The organism is Streptomyces flaveus, from assembly GCF_014647675.1.
GTDB classification, from domain to species: Bacteria; Actinomycetota; Actinomycetes; order Streptomycetales; family Streptomycetaceae; genus Streptomyces; species Streptomyces flaveus.
Map to the genome: position 1 here is coordinate 31,542 of NZ_BMPQ01000014.1, position 20,429 is coordinate 51,970.

The following is a 20,429-nucleotide window of genomic DNA, read 5'->3' on the forward strand; positions in this document are numbered from 1 at the left end:
CACATCTCCGACGGCCTGTCGGGAGTCCAGGGCGCGAACGGCATCGACGCGGGCGGCGTGTGCTACCTGCGCAGCCGCGCGGACGCTCTCGTCCTGCGGGACCGGCTGCGGCCAGGAGCACGCATCGGCGTGATCGGCGCCGGTTTCATCGGCCTGGAGCTGGCCGCCGCGGCGGCCGCGCGGGGCTGTGCCGTCACCGTGATCGAGGCGGCGCCGCGCCCCCTGAGCCGTGCGGTGCCGACCGCCATCGCCACCGCGGTCGCCGACCGCCACCGGCAGGCGGGCGTGGATCTGCGCTGCGGGCTGACGGTGGAACGGCTCACGCGCCGGGACGGAGCCCTGCTGCTTGAGCTTGCCGGTGGCGAGATGCTGGAGTGCGACACGGTGGTGGCGGGCGTCGGTGCCGTACCGGAGACCGCGCCGGCGGAGAAGGCCGGCCTCGCCGTCGAGAACGGAGTACGGGTGGACGCCCGTCTGGCCACGTCCGACCCCGACATCTTCGCGGCCGGCGACTGCTGCTCGTTCCCGCACCCGCTCTACGGCGGGCGCCGCATCCGGCTGGAAGCCTGGCGCAACGCCCAGGACCAGGGCCGGGCGGCGGCGCGGAACATGCTGGGCGACGACCAGCCGTTTGCCGCCGTTCCGTGGTTCTGGTCCGACCAGTTCGACCTCACCCTGCAGATCGCCGGACTGCCCGACACCGCCGCGCAGGAGGTGGTGCGCGAACGCCCCGACGGGGTGCGGATCCGGTTCGGCCTCGGTACCGACGGCCGACTGCTGTCCGCCGCGGCGATCGGCGCCGGCAACGCCGTGGCCAAGGACATCCGACTGGCGGAGATGCTCATCGCCCGCCGGGCCGCCCCGGACGCGGCGGCCCTGACCGACCCCGCCACCCCGCTCAAGGCCCTGCTGCGGCAGGCGCCGAGCTGAACAGGAGGCATCCTCCATGCACCACTCGTCCTTCCCCCGCTCCGGCGAACCGATCAGCAAACTCGGCTTCGGGGCGATGGGGTTCGCCGGCTGGTTCGGCGGCAACGCCAACGACTCAGAGTCCAACTGGATCGACAGCCTGCTGTACGCGCTGGACCGGGGCGTGAACTTCATCGACACCGCCCGGGCCTACGGCAACTCCGAACGCATCGTCGGCAAAGCACTGAGCCAGTGGTCCGGAACACGTCCTTTCGTCGCCACCAAAGTCGAGAATCTCTCCGGGCAACGCGGCTGGGGCACCCCCGTGGACCCCGAACTCGCCCACCCGCCCGGCCACATCCGCGCCGGCGCCCAGCGCTCGCTCACCGAACTCGGCCTCGACCACGTCGACCTCCTCCAACTGCACATCTGGTGGCCCACCTGGGGCGTGACCGGGCACTGGATGGACGAGCTGCAACAGCTCAAGCAGGAGGGACTCGTACGCCACATCGGGATCTCGATCCCGGACCACCGCAGCGACATGGCGCTGCCCCTGGTGCAGTCCGGCCTGATCGACTCCGTCCAGACCATCATCAACATCTTCGACCCCGTAGCCCTGGACAACCTCCTGCCGGCCTGTGTCGAGAACGACGTGGCGGTGATCGCGCGCTGCGTCCTGGACGAGGGCGGACTGACCGGCACCCTCACCGAGGACACCGTCTTCGCCGAGGACGACTTCCGGTACGGCTACTTCGACGACATCGTGCCGCGCGCCGTCTACCTGCAGAAGGTCGACGAGCTGCGGCAGTACGTGCCTCAGTACGCCGGCTCGCTCGCCGCGCTCGCCCTGAAGTTCGTCGTCCAGGCGCCGGGCGTCACCACGGCGATCTCCTCGATGCAGGTCCGGGAGTACTGCGAGGCGAACATCGCAGCACTGGAAGAGCCCGAACTCCCCGCAGAAATCCACGAGTTGCTGCGCTTCAAGCACCGCTTCATCAAGAACTTCAACGAAACCAAGATCTTTGGGGAGTACCGATGACAACGACCACACCAGGTGACACGGTCCGCTGGGAAGACCTGCTCCCGCGCGAGTTCGAGCAGCGGCTGGCCCAACTGCCCCTGGTCTACCTGCCGATGGGCCTGTGCGAGCCGCACGGCCATGTCGCCGCCTTCGGCCTGGACACCCACAAGGCCGTCTACCTGTGCGAGGAGTCCGCGCGCCGCTTCGGCGGCATCGTCGCCCCGACGCAGACGTACCAGATCCACGAGACCGGCTACCACCGGCCGTGGCTCAAGGAGGTGATGGGCGACGTCAATCCGCGCATGGGCAGCCTCCCGCCCGACGTCGTCCTGCGGCTGCTGGTCTACCAGCTCCGGGCGTTCGTCAACGCGGGTTTCCGTGCCGTCGTCGTGCTCACCGGCCACAACGCCAACCAGCCCGATCTGCGGCTGGCGGTCGAGGAGTTCCGCCGCGCCCGTGACATCCCGATCACCGCCGTCAGCGACCCGGAACTCGTCATGGGACAGTTCGAGGGCGACCACGCCGGCCGGTACGAGGTCTCCCAGCTGATGTACGTCCGCCCGGAACTGGTCGACCTCGGCCGCCTGGACGACCGCAACACCACGCCCCTCGGCCGCTTCGCCCAGGGCGACGACGCCCATCTCGCCACCGCGAGCGAGGGCCGGGCCATCATCGAGGCCAGTCTCGACGCGATCAAGGCGATCGTGGACGAGGGCCGGCCCCTTCCCGAAGCGGACGCTGCGTTCATGTCGTTCGAGGAGGCCGAGGAGGTCTGGCAGCGCGTCGCCGCCCGCTCGGACGAATGGTGCACCCTTCGGGAGTGATCGCGACACCGCGGCACGTGGAGGCCCGGCGCTGCTCCCGCAACGCCGGGGCGGCCTCCACGCCACCTGAAGCCGCCCGTCACGTGACCTGTCCGGCTCTCTGGAGTCCGTCGAGGATCAGGTCGAGGCCGAATTCGAATTCGTCGCTGTAGTCGTAGCCGGGGCTGAGAATGTGCTCGGTCGTCAGTTCGGCCAGGTGCGGGTACTGGTCGGCTGGGGCCTGCGCCAGGATGGCCTGCGCCAGCTCCGCGGTCTCGTCGGGTGTGTCGAACGGCAAGTCGCGTTCCTGCAGGGCGAACCCGTAGATGTAGCTGTCGAGGGCCGAGTACGCGTGCGCGGTCAATGCGACGGAGAAACCGGCCTTGCGAAGACATCCGAGGACGGCGTCGTGATGCCGCAGCGTCGCCGGCCCGGGTGAGGCCCGCGACTCCATCAGGCCGATCGCCCAGCGGTGGCGGGACAGGACCTGGCGCATCGAGAGCGCCCGCTGACGCATCGCCGTCTTCCAGTCGTCCTCGTCGGAGGGCAGATCGATCTCGGTGAACACTGAGTCGATCATGCCGTTGAGGAGATCTTCCTTGTTGGCGACGTGCGTGTAGAGGGACATCGCCTCGACCCCGACCGCCTCGCCGAGCTTGCGCATGCTGAGCGCCTCGAGTCCGCTCTCGTCAGCCAGGACGACAGCGGCGTGCAGCACTCTTTGGCGGCTCAGCGGGATACGGGGCGCTCGATCACGTCCGGTCCGCGGGGTCATCTGTGGTCCTCCCATCGTCGGCCTTGACAACCTTACGACGTAAGGACGAACCTTACGGCGTAAGGATTGACGTAGCCGGCCACTGTGGCCTTTGAGGGGGAACCATGAAGTCGATCGTCCAGGAGCGGTACGGACCTTCGCCCGAGAACGTTCTGCGTCTCGCAGAGATCGACAAGCCCACGATCGGGCGGGGCGAGGCCCTGGTCAGGGTGCACGCGGCCAGCGTGGATCGCGGCACCTGGCACATCATGTCCGGTCTGCCGTATCCCGTCCGGGCGGCAGGATTCGGTCTCCGTCGACCCAAGTACCCCAACCCGGGCCGCAGTTTCGCGGGAACGGTCGAGGCCGTCGGCGGCGACGTGACCGGATTCAAACCGGGTGACGAGGTGTTCGGCACCTGCGATGCCTCGTTCGCCCAGTACGCACGCGTCCGAACCGACATGCTCGCCCCGAAGCCGGCGGACCTCTCCTTCGGTCAGGCGGCTGCCGTACCCGTCTCCGGGCTCACCGCTGTCCAGGCAGTTCGCGACCAAGGACAAGTCCGGGCCGGGCAGAAGGTGCTGATCGTCGGCGCGTCGGGAGGCGTGGGCACCTTCGCCGTGCAGATCGCCAAGGCATACGGAGCCGAAGTGACGGCCGTGTGCAGTACCTCAAAGGTCGAAGCGGTCCGCGCGCTCGGCGCGGACCATGTCATCGACTACACCCGAGCGGACTTCGCAGACGGCCACCACCGCTACGACGTCATCCTCGACATCGGAGGCAACCGCCGGCTGTCGCAGCTGCGCCGCGCCCTCACCCCGACCGGGCGGCTGGTCATCGTCGGCGGCGAGACCGACGGCCGGTGGCTCGGCGGAACCGACCGCCAACTCCGGGCACTTGCGCTGTCTCCGTTCATCGGCCAGAAGCTCGGGACCTTCATCTCGTCGGAGAACGCCGAAGACCTGGAAGCCCTCCGCGAGCTCATCGAGTCGGGCAAGGTCTCACCCGCCATCGACCGGACCTACCCGCTCGACGAGGTCGCCGCAGCCATCCGGTACATGGTGGAGGGGCGGACCTGCGGCAAGCTCGTGATCACCATCTAGGGGCAGGTCCCGGAGGCGGTGACACGGTGTGGGTCGCGTACGCGCCTCAGCATGGTGGGCGGTACCTGTGCCGAGTGACGGCTCGTCAGGTCAACTGGCGGGCCGTTTCAGGTTATTGAGTTGGCCTCGAACTCAAAATCGGACTCAGTAGGACCGCAGGCCCATGCTCCGGGCTATCCCGTTCCGCTGGATCTGGCTCGTGCCGCCGGAGATCGTGGCGACGATGGACTCGCGGTAGCGGAAGCTCATCACGCTCTCCGTCGAGAAGCCGTGCCCGGCGCAGACCTGCATGCCGAGCCTGGCGGCGGCCACGTACGTCTCCGAGCCCTTCAGCTTCGCCATCGAACCCTCCCTGGTGCACGGCTTGCCCTGCGCCAGCAGCCAGGCCGCGCGGTACGCGAGCAGTCGGGCGGAGTCGATCTCGGTCTGCAGGTCGGCCATGGCGTGGGCGAGCGCCTGGAAGTTGCCGATCGGGCGGCCGAAGGCATGCCGGGTACGCGCGTACTCCAGCATCTCGTCCAGCGTGGCCTGGGCGGCGCCCAGATAGCCTCCGCTGATGATCACCTTCTCCAGCTCGATGTTGGAGAGCATGACCTTCCAGCCCTCGTCCCGCGGTCCGACCAGGTTCTCCTTCGGCACCAGGGCATCGTTGAAGAAGACCTCGTTGGTGCCGAGGATGTGCCGGGCCAGGGTCGGCGTCCGGCGCACGTCGACACCCTCGGTCGTGGGGTCGACGAGCAGCAGGCTGATGCCGCCGTGCTTGGGCTCGCGGGGGCCCGTACGCACGTACGTCGCGATGGTGGTGTCCGGCAGTCCGCCGCCCGTGCACCAGGCCTTCTGGCCGCGCAGAAGGAAGTGGTCGCCGTGGTCCTCGGCGGTGGTGCGCAGCGCCGCGGCGTCGGAGCCGCTGTCCGGTTCGCTGAGGCCGACGGCGAGCCGGTGGCGTCCGGTCATGACGCGGTCCCGGATGAAGCGGCGCTGCTCCTCGTTCCCCCAGCGGAACACCGTGATGCCGGGGATGAGTACGCCGATGTAGCACATGGCCACGTCGAAACTGGCCCGGCCTAGCTCCTCGGCGATCAGGATGAGCTCCAGCGGTCCGCCGCCGTCGCCGCCCTCGTCCTCGGCGAACGGCAGCGAGAACCAGCCGAGTTCGGCCATGCCCGCGAACAGCTCGGGCGGTACGACTCCGGCCTCGTCCCACTCCTTCGCCTTCTCGGCTGGGCAGACGTCGGCGACGAACTGCCGTGCCGTCGCGCGCAACAGGTCCTGCTCGTCGGTCAGCCCGAAGTCCACGGCCACTCCTCGCCAAATCCGCCGATTCATCTATCTAATTATTCTATGTTAGCGGATGCAGGCCAGTTCCACCCCACAGACCTACTGCGTGTCGACGGCCACGGTGCGGAGGGCGTCCGCGACGCGGGCGACCGGCTCGACCGGTGGATTCGGGAGCCGGGCCAGCAGCAGGCGCCGCTGTTCCTGGGGGCCGCCGCGGACCGGCAGGATGCGTACGCCCGGAGGCGCGGCCGGGGCCAGTACCGCGGGGACGGTGGTCAGTCCGCCCCCGGCGGCGACGAGGTGGAGTTTGGCCAGCCAGTCGCGAGCGGTGTGGGCGATCTCGGGCCTCTCGTCCAGGCCCGGCCACACCCCCATCAGCCGGTCCTCACCGGATGCGGGACCGGCGATCCAGCGCCGGCCGCGCAGGTCGGCGACATCGACGAAGTCACCCCGGGCGAGCGGGTCGGCCGCGGGGACCGCGAGGCACAGACCGCGCTCGGTGAGCGTCTGAAGGGTCAGCGGAGGCGACTCGGTGTCCGGCGGGCGGAAGGGCGGAGCCGAAGCCAACAGGGCCAGGTCCAGGCTGCCGGCCCGCAGCGCACGGACGAGTGCCGGGGTGCTGCCTTCCCGGGTGACAACCTGGATGGCCGGGTCCGTGCGGCGCAGTGCGACAAGCGCCCTGGGCAGCAGAACGGCGCCCGCACTGGGGAACCACCCCACCCGCACGACGCCGGCCTGGGCGGGCAGGCCGGACAACTCCCGTGCCGTGGCGTCGATTTGCTCGAGCACGACAGTGGCCCGGCGCAGCACGACATGGCCTGCGGGGGTCAGCCGTACACCGTCGCGCCGTCGCTCCAGCAGGTCCGCCCCCGCCGCCCGCTCGATCGAGGCGATCTGCCGGGACACCGCCGACTGGGTGTAGCCCAGCGCCGTGGCGGCCGCGGTGAAGGTGCCCTGCTCGGCCACGGCACGGAAGACGCGCAGCGCGGTCAGGGAGACATCGGTGAAGTCCATGACGATTACGCATACCAGTCGTGAGTAACTTTCGCTGGACTCATGGCTCGGGCGTTCTTAGCGTGGCGTGCATGAACGCTTCGCGTATCGCCCTCGTGACGGGCGCCAACCAGGGGCTCGGCCGTGCTCTTGTCGAGGGGCTGGCAGCCCGGATGGGCCCGGACGACCTGGTGCTGCTCACCGGCCGCAACGCCCGGCGGGTCTCGGAAGCCGCCCATGAGGTCGTACGATCGCCCGGCACGCGGAGCCGGGTCGAGGGCCGGGTCCTGGACGTCGCGGACGCCGACGCCGTCTCCGCTCTGGCGGGGGAACTCCGCGACCGGCACGGCGGTGTGGACGTGGTGATCTCCAACGCCATCGCCCCGCTGCTGCCCGAGAGGTCGCAGGCCGAGCAGGCCGACGCATTCATCGATGTGTCCAACAGCGCCACGCACGCGGTTCTGCGCTCGTTCGGTCCGGTGCTGCGCCCCGGCGGTCGTCTGATCGTCGTAGCCAGCACCTTGGGAACCCTCGGCCACCTCGATCCCCGGCTGCACCCTCTGTTCGACTGCGCGTCCCTCGATCAGGTCGAGTATGCCGTCGAGTCCTGGCGCAGCGCCGTCCACAGCAGAACGGCGGAGGAGGCGGGCTGGCCACGCTGGCTGAACGTGCCGTCGAAGGTGGCGCAGGTCGCCGCCGTACGCGCGGTCGCGGCCGAACGCCGTGAGCGGGACCTCTCCGACGACACCCTGATCGCCTCCGTCTGCCCCGGCATGGTCGACACCCGGGCATCCCGGCCCTGGTTCAGCGACTACAGCCACGCCCAGACCCCCGCCGAGGCCGCACGGGCCGTGCTGGATCTGGTGCTCGCCGAGCACGTGGACCCCGCCCTGTACGGGGAGTTGGTCCGCTTCGGCAAGGCCCTGCCCTGGTACGGCGGAACACCGCCCACCGAGCAGGACGAGCTGCTCACTCCGTAAGCCCCGCAGACGGGTCAGTCGGAAAGGAACGCCGCAGTGGTCGCCGCGAACCGGTCGGCGTCGTCGAGCCACGGGAAGTGTCCAGCTCCGGGCTGGACGACGAGCTTGGCGTTCGGGAACAGCCCGGTGAACTCAGCCACCACGGGAGGAGGGGCCGCCAGATCGACTTCCCCGGCGAGCAGCAGTACCGGCGGCCCGAACCGTGCGAGCGCCGTACGGGTGGCGTCCGGGTCGAACGCGCCGTCGGCGGCGAAGGCGCTCGCGGCCTCCATGTTCCGCTGCCTGGCCTCCGCGGCCTGGTGGGCCTGCGCCGCCTCGCCCCAACGGCCGTACGAGAACGGCGCGATGGCCTGCCAGCTGTCGCCGGTGGCCCGGCCCGCCACGATCGCCTCCAGGGCCGCGAACGCCGGCGCGAACCACGGCTCGTCCTGACGCAGCCGTGCGATCTCGAGCCGGGTGTCGCCGGTGATCGTAAGGCCGACGGCCATGACGCTCGGCGTGATCAACGTGAGTTTGCCGACCCGTTCCGGATGGCGGGTCACATACTGCGCCGCCAGATTCGCGCCGCCGGAATGCGCGAGCAGGTCCATCCGGTCCAGGCCGAGGTGCTCGCGCAGGGCCTCCACGTCGTCGACCAGCCGGTCGCAGCGATAGGAGGCGGTGTCCTGCGGTGTCGCCGAGTCGCCGGTGCCCCTCAGGTCCAGCCTGATCAACTGCCGGTGCGCGGGCAGTCCACCGAGGTCGCCGAGATACACCGAGTCCTGCATCCCTCCGGGCAGGCAGATCACCGGCGGGCCGTCGCCGAGCACGTGGTAGGCGAGCTGGGTTCCGTCGTACGCGGAGAAGGCAGGCATGGCCGAGACCCTGTCAGCGGTGTTCGGAGAGAGCAACTGGGTTTCCCGGCATGGTCAGGATTGTGCACTCGGACCGTCTCACCCGTTTGATCGATTGATCGCTACTATGGGCGCATCGCGCGAATCCGATCGCGCAAGCCGCCGCACGGTCACGCCCTGGCGGCGCGGCCGACGCGGACGAAAGCGGTGGGGACATGCGGGAGTCGGCGCAGAAGCGGCAGACCCGGATCGCGGAGGTGGTGCGGAACCGGGGCGTCGCGCGCATCACCGATCTCGCCGACGAGCTCGGCGTCTCCGTCGTCACGGTGCGCCGGGACGTCGAGGAGTTGGCTCGGCGCGGGGAAGTGCGGCGTGGGCATGGGGTGGCGCGTTCGCTGCGGCCGGTGCCCGAGGAAAGTACCGCCGGAGGCGACGCGGTCGCCATGATCGTTCCCGAGCGCAACACCTACCTCACCGAGGCCGTGCAGGCCGCGCGGGAGGCCGCGGAGAAGGCCGGACTGCGGCTCGCCCTGCACATCGCCGACGACGCAGGGGCGGAGCGCGAGGCCGTGCGCCAGGCGCTGGACGCCGGCGCGCGCGGACTGCTGCTCTCGCCGCACTGGCGTACGCAGGCGGAGGCCGACGCCGACCACTCGTGGCTCTCCGACCTGGACGTCCCCACGGTGCTGGTGGAGCGGCGCCCCGCACGGACCAGCGCGATCTACCCGCTGGACTGCGTGCGCTCGGACCATGCGTACGGCGTGCACCTGGCGCTCGGGCACTTGGTCGGTCTCGGGCACCGGCGGATCGTGCTGGCGGCGCGCGACGACAGTCCCACCGCACGGGTCATCCGCGCCGAGTTCGCCCAGCAGACCGCTGCCCTGGGGCTCGCCGAAGGGTGCCGCACGATCCTCAGCTCGCGCACCGCCGGCCCCGACCCGCGCGCCGCCGACCCGCGGGCGGCGGACCTGGTCGAGGTGGTGGGGCAGAGCGGCGCGACGGCGGTACTGATCCACAGCGACATGGACGCGCTGGTGCTGGTGCAGCGGCTGCAGGCCGCGGGGATCGACGTGCCCGGGCAGTGTTCGGTGGTGGCCTACAACGACGTGGTCGCCGACATGGGACCGGTCCCCCTGACGGCCGTTGCCCCGCCCAAGACGGAACTCGGCCGGGTCGGTGTCGATCTGCTGCTGCGTCGGCTCGACATGGCGCGCGAGGGGCTGCGCCCGGGTGCCACCCGTCATCTGGAACTGCTGCCGGGTCTCGTGATCAGGGAGTCCACGGCTCCGTCGGCGGCCTGATCCCGGCCAGGTCCGTCCACTGGCCGACTGACGATTGCTCGTTTGACCGTTTTACTTTCTTCTGTTCGATCTATTGACGCCTTTTTCATCTGCCGCTCAAGATGCCCGTAATCCATGCAAGGACGCGGGAGGGCTCATGCGATGGACCGGCAGGGCTGGGGCGGCGCTGCTCACGATCTTCGCCATGCTGCTGGCGGGCTGCTCCGCCGGAGACAGCAGTGACACTGCCGGCAGCGGGCCGGTGCACATCACCTTCTGGTCCGCCCTCCGCGGCAGCCAGGAGGTCGTGGACGAGTACAACCGCACCCACACCAAGATCAAGGTCGACTTCGAGCAGGTCCCCTCGGGCGACCAGGGAGGCTGGGCCAAGCTCAGCAACGCCGCACGGGCGGGCAACGCCCCCGACGTCGCCACCATCGAGTACCCCCAGCTGCCCGGCTACGCCATCGACGGCGTGCCCCGGGACATCACGAAGATGCTGCCCGACTCGGTGCGCCGCAAGATCATGCCGCAGGCGATGGACCTCACCACCTTCGAGGGACGCACCTACGCCCTGCCGGTCGACATCGAGCCCATGGTCTTCCTGTACCGCAAGGACCTGTTCACCAAGCACGGCATTCCCGTGCCCAAGACCTGGGCGGAGTTCGAGAGTTCGGCCCGCAAGCTCAAGAAGGCCGACCCCCGTTCCCGTATCGCCAGCCTCTTCACCACCGGCGGCACTCTCCACATGGCCGGATACAGCTGGCAGGCCGGCGCGCGGTGGTACGACACCACCGGCGAGACCTGGCGCGTATCCATGGACGACGCCCCCACCCGCAAGGTCGCCACGTACTGGCAGCGTCTGCTGGACGACGACCTGGTGCGCGTCGAGCCCTCGTCCAGCCAACAGTGGCGGGCGCATCTGCAAAGCGGTGAGACGGCCGGCTGGCTGGCCGGCGCCTGGGCAGCGGGCTCGATGATGGCTTCCACGCCGGGCGGCAAGGGCAAATGGGCCATCGCGCCCTTCCCGCAGTGGGACCTGAAGAAGCCGTCCCTGGGGACACAGGGCGGCTCGACCTTCATGGTCACCAAGGACAGCAACCATCCCAAGGAGGCGCTGGAGTTCATCTCCTGGATGGTCACCAGCCCCGACGCGCTGAAGGCCAAGCTCTCCAGCGGCATCAGCAGCGCGTATCCGACCGTGCCCGAGCTGGTCCCGGTCGCCCGCAAGGAGATGGACACCAGCTACTACTCGGGCCAGGACATCTTTTCCCTCTTCGAGAAGGAAGCCAAGCTGATCAACCCCCGATGGAAGTGGGGGCCGCGCATGGTGTCGACGATCAGCTCCGGTGACGACGGACTCGCGCGGGCCGGTGCCGGCAGCGGCAGCATCCTGGACGCCCTCCGCGAAGCGCAACGCAAGACGATGCCCGATCTGAAGAGCCTCGGCCTGTCGGTCACCGAGCGCTGACGCTCCCCCCGCCCGTCCGCCGCACCCCGGGACGGCGCACCCCCGAACCCCAGCCGCACCTCACGTCCTTGGAGCCGTGTCCACGTGAGCACAGTGACCTCCTCGACAAGAGCGCCGACGTCGTCCGCCGCCGCCGCGCCCGCGAAACCACTCCGCAAAGCGGGACAACGGCAGCAGAAGCTCGCCGCGTTCACCCTGCTGGCCCCCTTCACGGTCCTGCTCGTCGCCGTGTTCCTCGTACCCGTCGGCTACGCCATCGGCCTCAGCTTCTTCTCCGAGGACCACGACGGCCTCGGCTTCGGGGGCGGGGAGACCGTCTTCACCGGACTGCGCAGCTATCTCGCCGTGCTGAGCGACCCGAGCTTCGTCTCCGGGTTCGGCGCCATCCTCCTCTACTGCGTGATCTTCGTCCCCGCCGTGGTCGTCGGAGCGCTCGCGCTCGCCCTACTGCTCGACTCGGGCCTGATGCGGCTGCGGCGTACCGCGCAGATGCTGCTCTACCTGCCGCACGCCGTGCCCGGCGTCATCGCGGCGGTCATCTGGTTGTACCTCTACACCCCGGGGCTCAGCCCGGTCATCAAGCTCTTCGCACAGGCCGACATCACGATCGACTTCCTAGGACTGCACACCGTGCTCCCGTCGATCGTCAACATCGCGCTCTGGAGCGGCCTCGGCTACAACATGGTGATCTTCTACGCCGCGCTCCAGGCCCTGCCGCGTGAGGTGATCGAGGCGGCGCGGATCGACGGCGCCGGGGGCTTCCGCACCGCACTCATGGTCAAGGTGCCCATCATCAGGGGCTCCGTCGTGATGGTGTGCATGTTCGCCCTGATCGGCGCGCTCCAGCTGTTCACCGAGCCCATGCTGATGAACCAGGCCACACCGATGGTCAACTCCCGCTTCACACCGAACATGTACATCTTCGACGCGGCCTTCCGCCGCAACAACTACGGACTGGCCTCCGCGGCCTCCGTCATCCTCCTCGTCGTCACCTGTGCCCTGTCGTACGCCGTAACGCGGTGGGCCGGCCGCAGGGAACGGAGCGCGCGATGACCACCATGACCCCCACCACGCCCCGCGCGACCCCACAAGGGCCTGCGGGCAAGCCGCTCGGCAGACCTTTCGGCAGCTCAAAGCTGACCAGCCGGGGCGTCGCGAACGCCGTGGTCCTGATCGCGGCCCTCTACACCATGCTGCCCACGGTCTGGCTGCTGCTCGCCTCCACCAAGAACGCCGACGCCCTCTTCGGCAGCGACATCCTTTCCCTGAGCGACTTCTCCTTCGTCAGCAACCTCTCCGACCTGTTCGCCATGGACGGCGGGCTCTACGGCGAGTGGTACCTCAACAGCCTGCTGTACGCCGTCGTCGGCGCCCTGGTCGGCTCCCTCATCAGCGTTTCCGCCGGATACGCCTTCGACAAGTACGAGTTCCGGCACAAAGAGAAGCTGTTCGGGCTCGTCCTCACCGGCGTCATGGTCCCGCAGACCGTGCTGGCCCTCCCGCTCTACCTCGTCGCCTCCGGCATCGGCATCGTCAACACCTTCTGGGCGGTCTTCATCCCCGTCCTGTTCAACCCCTTCGGGGTCTACCTCGCCCGCATCCTCAGCAACGGCTACGTACCCAACGAGGTACTGGAGGCGTCGCGGGTCGACGGCGCGGGCGAACTGCAGACCTACGTGCGCGTCAGCCTGCGCATGCTCGGCCCCGGTTTCGTCACCGTCTTCCTCTTCCAGCTCACCGCCATCTGGAACAACTTCTTCCTGCCCATGGTGATGCTCTCCGACCAGCACTTGTATCCGCTCAGCCTCGGGCTCTACACCTGGAACAGCTCCGCCACCGTCTCCCCCGAGTACTACCCGCTCGTCGTCATCGGCTCGCTGCTCGCCGTCGTCCCGTTGATCGTCGCGTTCATCACTCTGCAGCGTTACTGGAAGTCCGGTTTGACCGCAGGAAGCGTCAAGTGACCAGCATGGAGCGCCAGTTGCCCCGTACGGAGCCCGAAGTGACCGACCCCGACCCCCGGCCCCGCCCGCGCGCCGTGCTGGCCATGGCGAAGAAGACCGCGGAGCAGGTCCTCGACGCCGGCGTACGGGCCCGGCTCGCCGCCCTCACCGACATCGACCCGCACCTCGTCCTGGACGACCTCACCACCCCCACCGCGCACCGTGCGCTCGCCGACGCCGAACTGCTCATCACCGGCTGGGGCTGCCCACCCATCGACGCGGCGGCACTGGACGCCGCGCCCCGGCTGCGCGCGGTCGTGCACACCGCCGGCACCGTGCGCCACCACATCACCCCCGCGTGCTGGGAGCGCGGCCTCGCGGTGTCCTCCGCCGCCGCGGCCAACGCCGTGCCGGTCGCCGAGTACACCCTCGCCATGATCCTGCTCGCCAACAAGCGGATCCTCGAGACCGCCCGCGTCTACCGCACCGAGCGCCGCCGCATCGACTGGAACGAGCGTCATCCCGACGCGGGCAACTACCGTAAGACCGTGGGCATCCTGAGCGCCTCGATCATCGGACGCCGCGTCATCAACCTGCTCCGTCCCCACGACCTGACGGTGCTGCTCCACGACCCCTACGTCACGCCCAGCGAGGCACGCACTCTCGGCGCGCACCCTGTCCCGCTTCCGGACCTGTTCGAGCAGAGTGACGTCGTCAGCGTGCACACGCCGCTGCTGCCCGAGACCCGCGGCATGGTCGGCCGCGATCTGCTGGCGCGACTGCGCACGGGCGGCACGCTGATCAACACCGCGCGCGGCGCCGTCGTCGACCAGGCCGCGCTCACCGACGAGGTGGTGTCCGGGCGGCTGCACGCGATCCTGGACGTCACCGAGCCGGAGGTGCTGCCCGCCGACTCACCGCTGTTCGACTGCCCCAATGTCCTCGTCACTCCGCACATCGCCGGTTCGAAGGGCGGCGAACTCCGCCGTCTCGCCGATCTGGCGCTGGCCGAGGTCGAGTCGTACGCCCTCGGCCGCCCCTTCGCCCATCCCGTACGGCCCGAACATCTGGCCCGCCTCGCCTGAGCCCATCCGCCGGAACGAACACCGGAACGAACAGGAGACGTGGCCCTCCATGCCCGAGCATCCTCTCCCCGCCTCCCTTCCCGCGGAGGACCGCGGCCTCAGCCCGCACACCGGCTACACCCGAGCCCACTGGGAAACCGCCGCCGACCGACTGCTGACGTCGGCCCTCCGCTACGCCACCCCCGGCCAGGCCCTGATCGACCTGCCCGGCCCGCCCTCCAAGTCCGGGGTGCGCTCGGACGGTCTGGAGGGGTTCGCCCGTACGTTCCTGCTCGCCGCGTTCCGTACGGCCGGAGCGTCCGGCAAGGACCCGCACGGCTTCCTGGAGCGCTACACCGCAGGCCTCGCGCGCGGCACCCGCACCCCCGGCCGCGACGACGCCGAGTCCTGGCCGGAGATCGGCCACCACAACATCCAGGGCCAGCCCATGGTGGAGTCCGCCTCCGTGGCGCTGGCCCTGCGGCTGACCGCGCCGTGGACCTGGGACACGCTGCCCGCCGACGACCAGGACCGCGTGGAGCAGTGGCTGCGCGGCGCGCTGAGGCACACGCCCGCCCCCAACAACTGGTACCTCTTCCCACTGACCGTCGCGGGCTTCCTGGAGTCCGCCGGGCGGGGCGACGCCGAGACGCGCGGCGCCATCGAGCGCGGGCTCGGCCTGTTGGACGGCTGGTACCAGGGTCAGGGCTGGTACTCCGACGGCGACGGCCGGTCCTTCGACCACTACAACGGCTGGGCCCTGCACATGTACCCGCTCCTGCATGCCCACCTCGCAGGCGACCGGGCACTGCTCGACCAACTCGGCCCGCGGCTGCGGGAGTTCCTCGAAGGCTTCGCCCTGCTCTTCGACGCGAACGGCGCCCCCATCCACCACGGGCGCTCCCTGACCTACCGGTTCGCCGCCGTCGCCGCCGTGGCCCTCGGCGCCGTCACCGGCGTGACTCCGCTCGCCCCCGGCGTGACCCGCCGCATCCTCAGCGGGGCGCTGCGCCACTTCCTCGACCGCGGCGCGCTCACCGCGGACGGCATCCTCAGCCTCGGCTGGTACGGGCCGCACGAGGCGACGCTCCAGCGTTACTCGGGGCCCGGCTCCCCGTACTGGGCGTCCAAAGGCTTCCTGGGACTGCTCCTCCCGCCCGAGGACCCGGTGTGGACGGCCACCGAGGAGAGCGCGCCCTCCGAAGGCCGTGACCGTGTACTCGCCCTGTCTGCTCCCGGGCTGCTCATCCAGACCACAGGCCGGGACGGTCTCGCGCGCCTGCACAACCACGGCAGCTACAAGCTCGACTCGCGGGAGCCGGAGCGGGCCCCCGGCAACCCGCTGTACGCCCGCCTCGCGTACTCCACCCGTACCGGCCCGACCAGCGCCGCCAACGCCCCCGACAACCACATCGCCCTGACAGTCCGGGGCACCCGCAGCGCCCGTATCCGCATCAACCCCCTGTCTGCCGGGCCTGATTGGCTCGCCTCGTGGCACCGCCCGGTCTTCCCCGAGGACGGCCCGGTCCTACCCTCGGCCCGGATCGAGAGCCTGACGCTGGCGCGCGGCAGGCTCGAACTGCGTGTCCACCGCACCGTCGGCGTACCGGCCGGGACGCCGATCCACCACAGCGGCTGGGCCGTCGCCCTTTCGCCGGAGGCCGCCGCCGCTGCCGAAGCCGAACTGCGCGCGGAAATCCGTCTCGACGGACCGGAGGTGACCAGCCAACTGCTCGGCCTGCACGGCTGGCAGACTCAGCGCACCGTCCGCGCCCCGCAGGGCACGGCATACGGGCCCTGGGCCCTCGTCCCCGAACTCACCGGAACCGTCGGCGAGGACCCGGCGGATGCGGTGTTCGCCTCGCTCGCCTCCCTCACCGGCGAAGGCGACCCGGCCCCGCTCGCCGGTCAGGCCACCGCCGAGGTGAGCGGCCTGACCGTCACCGTCCGCTGGGCCGACGGGACCCGTACGGTCGTGGACTTCGGCAACGGCGTCCGCACGCTCCCCACGGTCACCGAGGTGCCGGCGTGACGCCGCGCCTGGAGTGAAAGTGCGGCGTGTGGCGGCAACCGAGGTCGCCGGCCCCCGCGAAGCGGTCAGGCCGCCCAGTCGGTCTCGCGAGCGGCGAGCAGCGCCCGGACCGCCTCGACGGCGGCACCGGTCACCGAGGGGTCGGCGCCACGCCGGGGGCGCGCACTGAGCCGTACCGGGGGAAGGGCGGGCAGGTTCTCGACCGAGGTCAGCCCCTCCGGGTGCTGGCTGCCGGGCACGGCGAGCAGCGCCGCGCCGAGCCCGGCGCGGGCGGCGTCCAGAACGCCCGCGAGGTATCCGGCTTCGGCGACCACGGTGGCCGGAGTGTGGTGGGCAGCCAGCGCGGTGAGGGCGCGGCGGCGGATGACACACGGCTCGTTGATGGCGACCAGCGGCAGCGGGGCCGGGGCGGCCGGCGGCTGCCAGCCGGGGGCGGCGTACCAGCGCAGGGGAAGTCCGCCCACGGGCGTGCCCGCCGTGGCCGTCGCCTCGGTGACGTAGACGGCGAGGTCGACCTCGCCGCGGTCGACCGCCTCCGTCAGCCGCGCCGAACGGTCGATCCGCACCCGCACCTCGGCACCCGGCCGCACCTCCCGTACGGCGTCGGTGAGCACCGGGAGGATCTGGTCGGCGCCGTGCTCGGTGGCGCCGATGACGATGGTGGCGGCCTGCTCGCCGCCCTCGCCCAGGAGCCTGCGCACCGCCGCGTCGTGCGCGCCGACGATCAGGCGGGCTTCTTCCAGCAGTTGGGCGCCGTGCGCGGTGAACCGGGTTCTGCGGCCGTCGCGTTCGACGACGGGGCTGCCCAACGACTTCTCCAGCTTCCGCACATGCTGGCTGACGGCGGACTGGCTGAGCGCGAGCGCGCCGGCGGCCCGGTGGAAGCCGCCGTAGTCGGCGACGGCGATCAGGCTGCGCAACGCCACGATGTCCAGAACCGGTCGCATGGGCGCACGCTAGCACCTATTGATTAAGGATCCTGATCGGTTTTGATGGCGAATCGTCGTTGGACGTACGGCTCCTGACTCCTGCATGCTGAGCACATGCTGCGTACAGCCAACGCGTCGGCCCACGGGTCGCGCCCCCAGAGCACCGGCCTCCGGCCGTCGGCCGCCGGGTCGGGCGTGTGCTGCGGCGCGGGCACCCGGCTGACACAGCGACGCGAGGTCGACTTCGGCCGCGCCGTCACCATGCGCTGTCGCTGAATCCGCGCACGCGCGTATCTCCACACGCGCGCATCTCCTTTGAGCCGAACCTGTCCTTGAGCTGATCCCGCACGCCTTCGGCGTCGAGCGGGCCTGCACCGTGTGCGCGGCTCGCGGCTCACGGCTCGCATTCCCGCCCGACGGCCTGCGCGCCGCTCCACGGGTTCCTCCGCCCGTCAGCCATCCCCGAGCCCACGACGAATCGAGTCAGTCACCATGAGCTCCCCTCAGTCCGTCCACGCCTGGGACGAACCATCAGGTATCGCCCCGCGCGGCACTCTCGTCCTGCTCCCCGGCCGCGGTGAACACGGCGGTGTGTACGAGCGGTTCGGCCGCCGCATCGCCACCGACGGCTATCGCGTCCGGGCACTGGGCGACGCGGCCCTCGACCCGGACACGGTCCTGGACGAGGCCGCCAAGCTGCTGCGCGACGAGACACTGCCCGGCCCCCGGGTGCTGGTCGGCGCCGACACCGGCGCGCTGTACGCCGCGCAACTCGCCGCCCACGGCACACCAGGCGTGGACGCCCTGGTCCTTGCCGGACTGCCCGCCACACCGCACGCCACCTCGGCGGCGCGGGACTGGGAGGACGAGCTGGACCAGCGCACCGCCTGCCCCACCCACCGGGGCAGGCTCACCTCTGACGCCGAACTCCGCCGCGGCGCCCTGGCCGACACGCCCACACCCGAACTGCCCGCGCCGGGCGGCGTCTCCGTCCCCGTACTCGCCCTGCACGGCGCCGACGACACGGTCAGCCCGCTCTCGGACGCCCGCCGTGTCTATGGGGCGCTGCCCGGCGTGGAGTTGGTGAGCCTGGCCGGGACCCGGCACGACGCGCTCAACGACCTCACCCACCGCACGGCCGCCGCGACCGTCGTGCTGTTCCTGGAGCGGCTGCGGCTCTCCCCCGACCGAGGGCAACACACCCTCGCGCCCATCGCCACTCGGGAGGATCTCGCATGACCGCCCCCGTCCTGACGAGCGTGGCGGAGCTGTACTCCCGGCTGCGCATCGGCGACGCCCCCGATCCGGCACCGCTCGTCCTCGACGTGCGGTGGCAGCTCGGCGACCCGCACGGCCGCGAGCACTACCTCAAGGAACACATCCCCGGCGCCGTATACGTGGATCTGGACACCGAACTCGCCGCGCCGCCGACGCCCGAAGACGGCCGCCATCCCCTTCCCGACCCTGCCGAACTCCAGGCGGCCGCACGTCGTTGGGGTGTCACCGCGGGCCGCCCGGTGGTCGTGTACGACGACAACGGCAACACCGCCGCCGCCCGTGCCTGGTGGCTGCTGCGCTGGGCCGGAGTCGAGCGGGTGACCCTGCTCGACGGGGCGCTGGGCGCCTGGCGCGCGGCCCGGCTGCCGACGGAGACCGGAGAGCCCGCCGACACACCCGCGCCGGGCGACATCGTGCTCCGCCCGGGGCGGCTGCCGGTGCTCGACGCCGACGCGGCGGCCGAAGTCGCCCGTGACGGCGTGCTGTTGGACGCCCGCGCTGCCGAGCGGTACCGCGGTGAGAGCGAGCCGGTCGATCCGCGTGCCGGGCACATCCCCGGTGCCCTGTCCGCCCCGACCGGCGGCAACCTCACCCCCGACGGCACCTTCCGTGACGCGGAGGAGCTGGCCGTGCGGTTCACCGCGCTGGGCGCCGATGACGCGATCGAGGTCGGGGTCTACTGCGGTTCCGGGGTCACGGCCGCCCACCAGATCGCGGCGCTCGCCCACGCCGGAATCCCCGCCGCGCTGTACCCCGGCTCGTGGTCCGCCTGGTCCGCCGACCCTGACCGCCCTGCCGTGCTGGGCGAACGACCGTACTGAACCGCCCTCCCCCGTCCCCATGAGAGGCCGAGCCATGCCTGCCCCGAACACCGCTGTATCCGGAACCTCCCCACCGACACACGCACCACCACCGCATACGGACACACCGGCCCCGTCCCTCACGAAGAACGACCGCCCCGCAGCCCCGCGCAAGCCCCGCGCCCTTCGTGTACCGCGTGGTGTGCGACGCGCCGTCGGCCCCGTCGGTCTGCTGCTGGTGTGGTTCCTGGCCAGCAGCACCGGAGTGCTGCCCGAGTCCGTACTGGCCTCCCCCGTCGATGTCCTCCAGCGCGCCATAGACCTCACCGGCACCGGTGAACTGCCGCAGGCCATCGCCGCGTCCGGTCGCCGGGCGGCCATCGGGTTCCTCATCGGTGCGACGGTCGCGCTCGCGCTGTCGCTCACCGCCGGGCTGTTCCGGCTGGGCGAGGACGTGATCGACGCGTCGATGGGCATGTTCCGGGCCATCCCCTGGGTGGGGCTGATCCCGCTGTTCATCGTCTGGTTCGGCATCGACGAGACCCCGAAGATCGCGCTCGTCGCGCTCGGCGTCACGTACCCGCTGTACTTCAACATCTACGGCGGCATCCGCTCCGCCGACGCCCAGCTCATCGAGGCCGGGCGGATGGTGGGGCTCGGCCGCCTCGGGCTGATCCGGTACGTGATCCTGCCGTCCGCGCTGCCCGGCGCGCTGGTGGGGCTGCGCTACGCGCTGTCCACCGCCTGGCTGGCCCTGGTCTTCGCCGAGCAGGTCAACGCCGACGCCGGCATCGGCTACCTGATGAGCAACGCCCAGCAGTACTTCCAGACCGACGTCATCGTCCTGTGCCTCGCCGTCTACGCGGTCCTGGGGCTGCTGTGCGACTTCGCCGTACGGCTGCTGTCGCGTCGGCTGCTGGCCTGGCGGGCCTCGTTCGACGGAGAGGGAGCGTGACGG

General features: G+C 70.8%; 20 protein-coding genes. 15 read left to right on the top strand and 5 right to left on the bottom strand.

Going from position 1 to position 20,429, the window contains the following annotated elements; genetic code table 11:
- The 3 genes from IEZ21_RS25635 to IEZ21_RS25645 all read left to right on the top strand — a co-directional run.
- Nucleotides 1-930 (top strand): NAD(P)/FAD-dependent oxidoreductase (locus tag IEZ21_RS25635; RefSeq protein WP_213089353.1); only part of this gene is annotated, 930 nt, incomplete at its 5' end.
- Between the two features lie 16 nt (nucleotides 931-946).
- Entirely contained in the window at nucleotides 947-1,948 is a 1,002-nt protein-coding gene (locus IEZ21_RS25640; RefSeq protein WP_189324241.1) for an aldo/keto reductase, read from the top strand.
- Complete coding sequence (locus IEZ21_RS25645; RefSeq protein ID WP_189324242.1) at nucleotides 1,945-2,754, top strand: creatininase family protein; 810 nt, start codon at nucleotides 1,945-1,947, stop codon at nucleotides 2,752-2,754. Before IEZ21_RS25640 ends, IEZ21_RS25645 begins: the two co-directional genes overlap by 4 nt.
- Nucleotides 2,755-2,833: 79 nt before the next feature.
- On the opposite strand, the gene IEZ21_RS25650 is transcribed toward IEZ21_RS25645, so the two are convergent.
- The gene (locus IEZ21_RS25650; RefSeq protein ID WP_189324243.1) at nucleotides 2,834-3,508 is read right to left on the bottom strand and encodes a TetR/AcrR family transcriptional regulator; all 675 of its coding nucleotides are present in this window, start codon (nucleotides 3,506-3,508) and stop codon (nucleotides 2,834-2,836) included.
- Between the two features lie 104 nt (nucleotides 3,509-3,612).
- Between IEZ21_RS25650 and IEZ21_RS25655 the strand changes: the two genes are divergently transcribed.
- Nucleotides 3,613-4,590, top strand: a complete 978-nt coding sequence (locus tag IEZ21_RS25655) for an NAD(P)-dependent alcohol dehydrogenase (RefSeq protein ID WP_189324244.1) — start codon at nucleotides 3,613-3,615, stop codon at nucleotides 4,588-4,590.
- A 144-nt stretch (nucleotides 4,591-4,734) separates the two neighbouring features.
- Here IEZ21_RS25655 and IEZ21_RS25660 read toward each other — a convergent pair whose 3' ends face one another.
- Both IEZ21_RS25660 and IEZ21_RS25665 read right to left on the bottom strand, forming a co-directional pair.
- Nucleotides 4,735-5,886: an acyl-CoA dehydrogenase family protein gene (locus IEZ21_RS25660; RefSeq protein ID WP_189324245.1), complete on the bottom strand. Its 1,152-nt coding sequence runs from the start codon at nucleotides 5,884-5,886 to the stop codon at nucleotides 4,735-4,737.
- A gap of 81 nt (nucleotides 5,887-5,967) precedes the next feature.
- The gene (locus IEZ21_RS25665; protein ID WP_189324246.1) at nucleotides 5,968-6,882 is read right to left on the bottom strand and encodes a LysR family transcriptional regulator; all 915 of its coding nucleotides are present in this window, start codon (nucleotides 6,880-6,882) and stop codon (nucleotides 5,968-5,970) included.
- 71 nt (nucleotides 6,883-6,953) lie between these two features.
- Between IEZ21_RS25665 and IEZ21_RS25670 the strand changes: the two genes are divergently transcribed.
- Complete coding sequence (locus IEZ21_RS25670) at nucleotides 6,954-7,841, top strand: SDR family NAD(P)-dependent oxidoreductase (protein ID WP_189324247.1); 888 nt, start codon at nucleotides 6,954-6,956, stop codon at nucleotides 7,839-7,841.
- Nucleotides 7,842-7,855: 14 nt separating this feature from the next.
- Here the strand turns inward: IEZ21_RS25670 and IEZ21_RS25675 are convergent, their stop codons facing one another.
- Nucleotides 7,856-8,695, bottom strand: coding sequence for an alpha/beta fold hydrolase (locus IEZ21_RS25675; RefSeq protein WP_189324248.1), 840 nt, complete (start codon nucleotides 8,693-8,695; stop codon nucleotides 7,856-7,858).
- Between the two features lie 194 nt (nucleotides 8,696-8,889).
- Here IEZ21_RS25675 and IEZ21_RS25680 point away from each other — a divergent pair, with 194 nt between their 5' ends.
- From IEZ21_RS25680 to IEZ21_RS25705, 6 genes are all read left to right on the top strand, one after another.
- Entirely contained in the window at nucleotides 8,890-9,975 is a 1,086-nt protein-coding gene (locus IEZ21_RS25680) for a LacI family DNA-binding transcriptional regulator (protein WP_033318275.1), read from the top strand.
- 136 nt (nucleotides 9,976-10,111) lie between these two features.
- Entirely contained in the window at nucleotides 10,112-11,425 is a 1,314-nt protein-coding gene (locus tag IEZ21_RS25685; RefSeq protein ID WP_189324249.1) for an ABC transporter substrate-binding protein, read from the top strand.
- A gap of 84 nt (nucleotides 11,426-11,509) precedes the next feature.
- On the top strand, nucleotides 11,510-12,478 hold the full coding sequence (locus IEZ21_RS25690; RefSeq protein WP_373302295.1) for a carbohydrate ABC transporter permease: 969 nt from the start codon (nucleotides 11,510-11,512) through the stop codon (nucleotides 12,476-12,478).
- Nucleotides 12,475-13,389, top strand: a complete 915-nt coding sequence (locus tag IEZ21_RS25695) for a carbohydrate ABC transporter permease (RefSeq protein ID WP_246568149.1) — start codon at nucleotides 12,475-12,477, stop codon at nucleotides 13,387-13,389. The genes IEZ21_RS25690 and IEZ21_RS25695 overlap by 4 nt, the downstream gene beginning before the upstream one ends.
- Nucleotides 13,390-13,394: 5 nt before the next feature.
- Nucleotides 13,395-14,453, top strand: a complete 1,059-nt coding sequence (locus IEZ21_RS25700; protein ID WP_189324377.1) for a hydroxyacid dehydrogenase — start codon at nucleotides 13,395-13,397, stop codon at nucleotides 14,451-14,453.
- 49 nt (nucleotides 14,454-14,502) lie between these two features.
- Nucleotides 14,503-16,464, top strand: coding sequence for a DUF2264 domain-containing protein (locus IEZ21_RS25705; protein WP_189324250.1), 1,962 nt, complete (start codon nucleotides 14,503-14,505; stop codon nucleotides 16,462-16,464).
- Nucleotides 16,465-16,529: 65 nt separating this feature from the next.
- Here the strand turns inward: IEZ21_RS25705 and IEZ21_RS25710 are convergent, their stop codons facing one another.
- Nucleotides 16,530-17,411: a LysR family transcriptional regulator gene (locus IEZ21_RS25710; RefSeq protein ID WP_189324251.1), complete on the bottom strand. Its 882-nt coding sequence runs from the start codon at nucleotides 17,409-17,411 to the stop codon at nucleotides 16,530-16,532.
- A 96-nt stretch (nucleotides 17,412-17,507) separates the two neighbouring features.
- On the opposite strand from IEZ21_RS25710, the gene IEZ21_RS25715 reads away from it, so the two are divergent.
- The 4 genes from IEZ21_RS25715 (at nucleotide 17,508) to IEZ21_RS25730 (ending at nucleotide 20,426) form a co-directional block, all read left to right on the top strand.
- Complete coding sequence (locus tag IEZ21_RS25715) at nucleotides 17,508-17,669, top strand: hypothetical protein (RefSeq protein ID WP_189324252.1); 162 nt, start codon at nucleotides 17,508-17,510, stop codon at nucleotides 17,667-17,669.
- Nucleotides 17,670-17,885: 216 nt separating this feature from the next.
- Entirely contained in the window at nucleotides 17,886-18,632 is a 747-nt protein-coding gene (locus IEZ21_RS25720; protein ID WP_189324253.1) for an alpha/beta hydrolase, read from the top strand.
- Nucleotides 18,629-19,492, top strand: coding sequence for a sulfurtransferase (locus IEZ21_RS25725; RefSeq protein ID WP_189324254.1), 864 nt, complete (start codon nucleotides 18,629-18,631; stop codon nucleotides 19,490-19,492). The genes IEZ21_RS25720 and IEZ21_RS25725 overlap by 4 nt, the downstream gene beginning before the upstream one ends.
- Before the next feature lie 34 nt (nucleotides 19,493-19,526).
- A complete protein-coding gene (locus IEZ21_RS25730; protein ID WP_189324255.1) occupies nucleotides 19,527-20,426 on the top strand; it encodes an ABC transporter permease in 900 nt (299 codons plus the stop codon).
- The last annotated feature ends 3 nt before the right edge of the window (nucleotides 20,427-20,429 follow it).

Bases quoted from the DNA above. Each gene is read 5' to 3' on its own strand.
- IEZ21_RS25640 (WP_189324241.1), top strand. From the start codon at position 947: ATGCACCACTCGTCCTTCCCCCGCTCCGGCGAACCGATCAGCAAACTC.
- IEZ21_RS25645 (WP_189324242.1), top strand. From the start codon at position 1,945: ATGACAACGACCACACCAGGTGACACGGTCCGCTGGGAAGACCTGCTC.
- IEZ21_RS25650 (WP_189324243.1), bottom strand. From the start codon at position 3,508: ATGACCCCGCGGACCGGACGTGATCGAGCGCCCCGTATCCCGCTGAGC.
- IEZ21_RS25655 (WP_189324244.1), top strand. From the start codon at position 3,613: ATGAAGTCGATCGTCCAGGAGCGGTACGGACCTTCGCCCGAGAACGTT.
- IEZ21_RS25665 (WP_189324246.1), bottom strand. From the start codon at position 6,882: ATGGACTTCACCGATGTCTCCCTGACCGCGCTGCGCGTCTTCCGTGCC.
- IEZ21_RS25670 (WP_189324247.1), top strand. From the start codon at position 6,954: ATGAACGCTTCGCGTATCGCCCTCGTGACGGGCGCCAACCAGGGGCTC.
- IEZ21_RS25675 (WP_189324248.1), bottom strand. From the start codon at position 8,695: ATGCCTGCCTTCTCCGCGTACGACGGAACCCAGCTCGCCTACCACGTG.
- IEZ21_RS25680 (WP_033318275.1), top strand. From the start codon at position 8,890: ATGCGGGAGTCGGCGCAGAAGCGGCAGACCCGGATCGCGGAGGTGGTG.
- IEZ21_RS25685 (WP_189324249.1), top strand. From the start codon at position 10,112: ATGCGATGGACCGGCAGGGCTGGGGCGGCGCTGCTCACGATCTTCGCC.
- IEZ21_RS25695 (WP_246568149.1), top strand. From the start codon at position 12,475: ATGACCACCATGACCCCCACCACGCCCCGCGCGACCCCACAAGGGCCT.
- IEZ21_RS25700 (WP_189324377.1), top strand. From the start codon at position 13,395: ATGGAGCGCCAGTTGCCCCGTACGGAGCCCGAAGTGACCGACCCCGAC.
- IEZ21_RS25705 (WP_189324250.1), top strand. From the start codon at position 14,503: ATGCCCGAGCATCCTCTCCCCGCCTCCCTTCCCGCGGAGGACCGCGGC.
- IEZ21_RS25710 (WP_189324251.1), bottom strand. From the start codon at position 17,411: ATGCGACCGGTTCTGGACATCGTGGCGTTGCGCAGCCTGATCGCCGTC.
- IEZ21_RS25715 (WP_189324252.1), top strand. From the start codon at position 17,508: ATGCTGCGTACAGCCAACGCGTCGGCCCACGGGTCGCGCCCCCAGAGC.
- IEZ21_RS25720 (WP_189324253.1), top strand. From the start codon at position 17,886: ATGAGCTCCCCTCAGTCCGTCCACGCCTGGGACGAACCATCAGGTATC.
- IEZ21_RS25725 (WP_189324254.1), top strand. From the start codon at position 18,629: ATGACCGCCCCCGTCCTGACGAGCGTGGCGGAGCTGTACTCCCGGCTG.
- IEZ21_RS25730 (WP_189324255.1), top strand. From the start codon at position 19,527: ATGCCTGCCCCGAACACCGCTGTATCCGGAACCTCCCCACCGACACAC.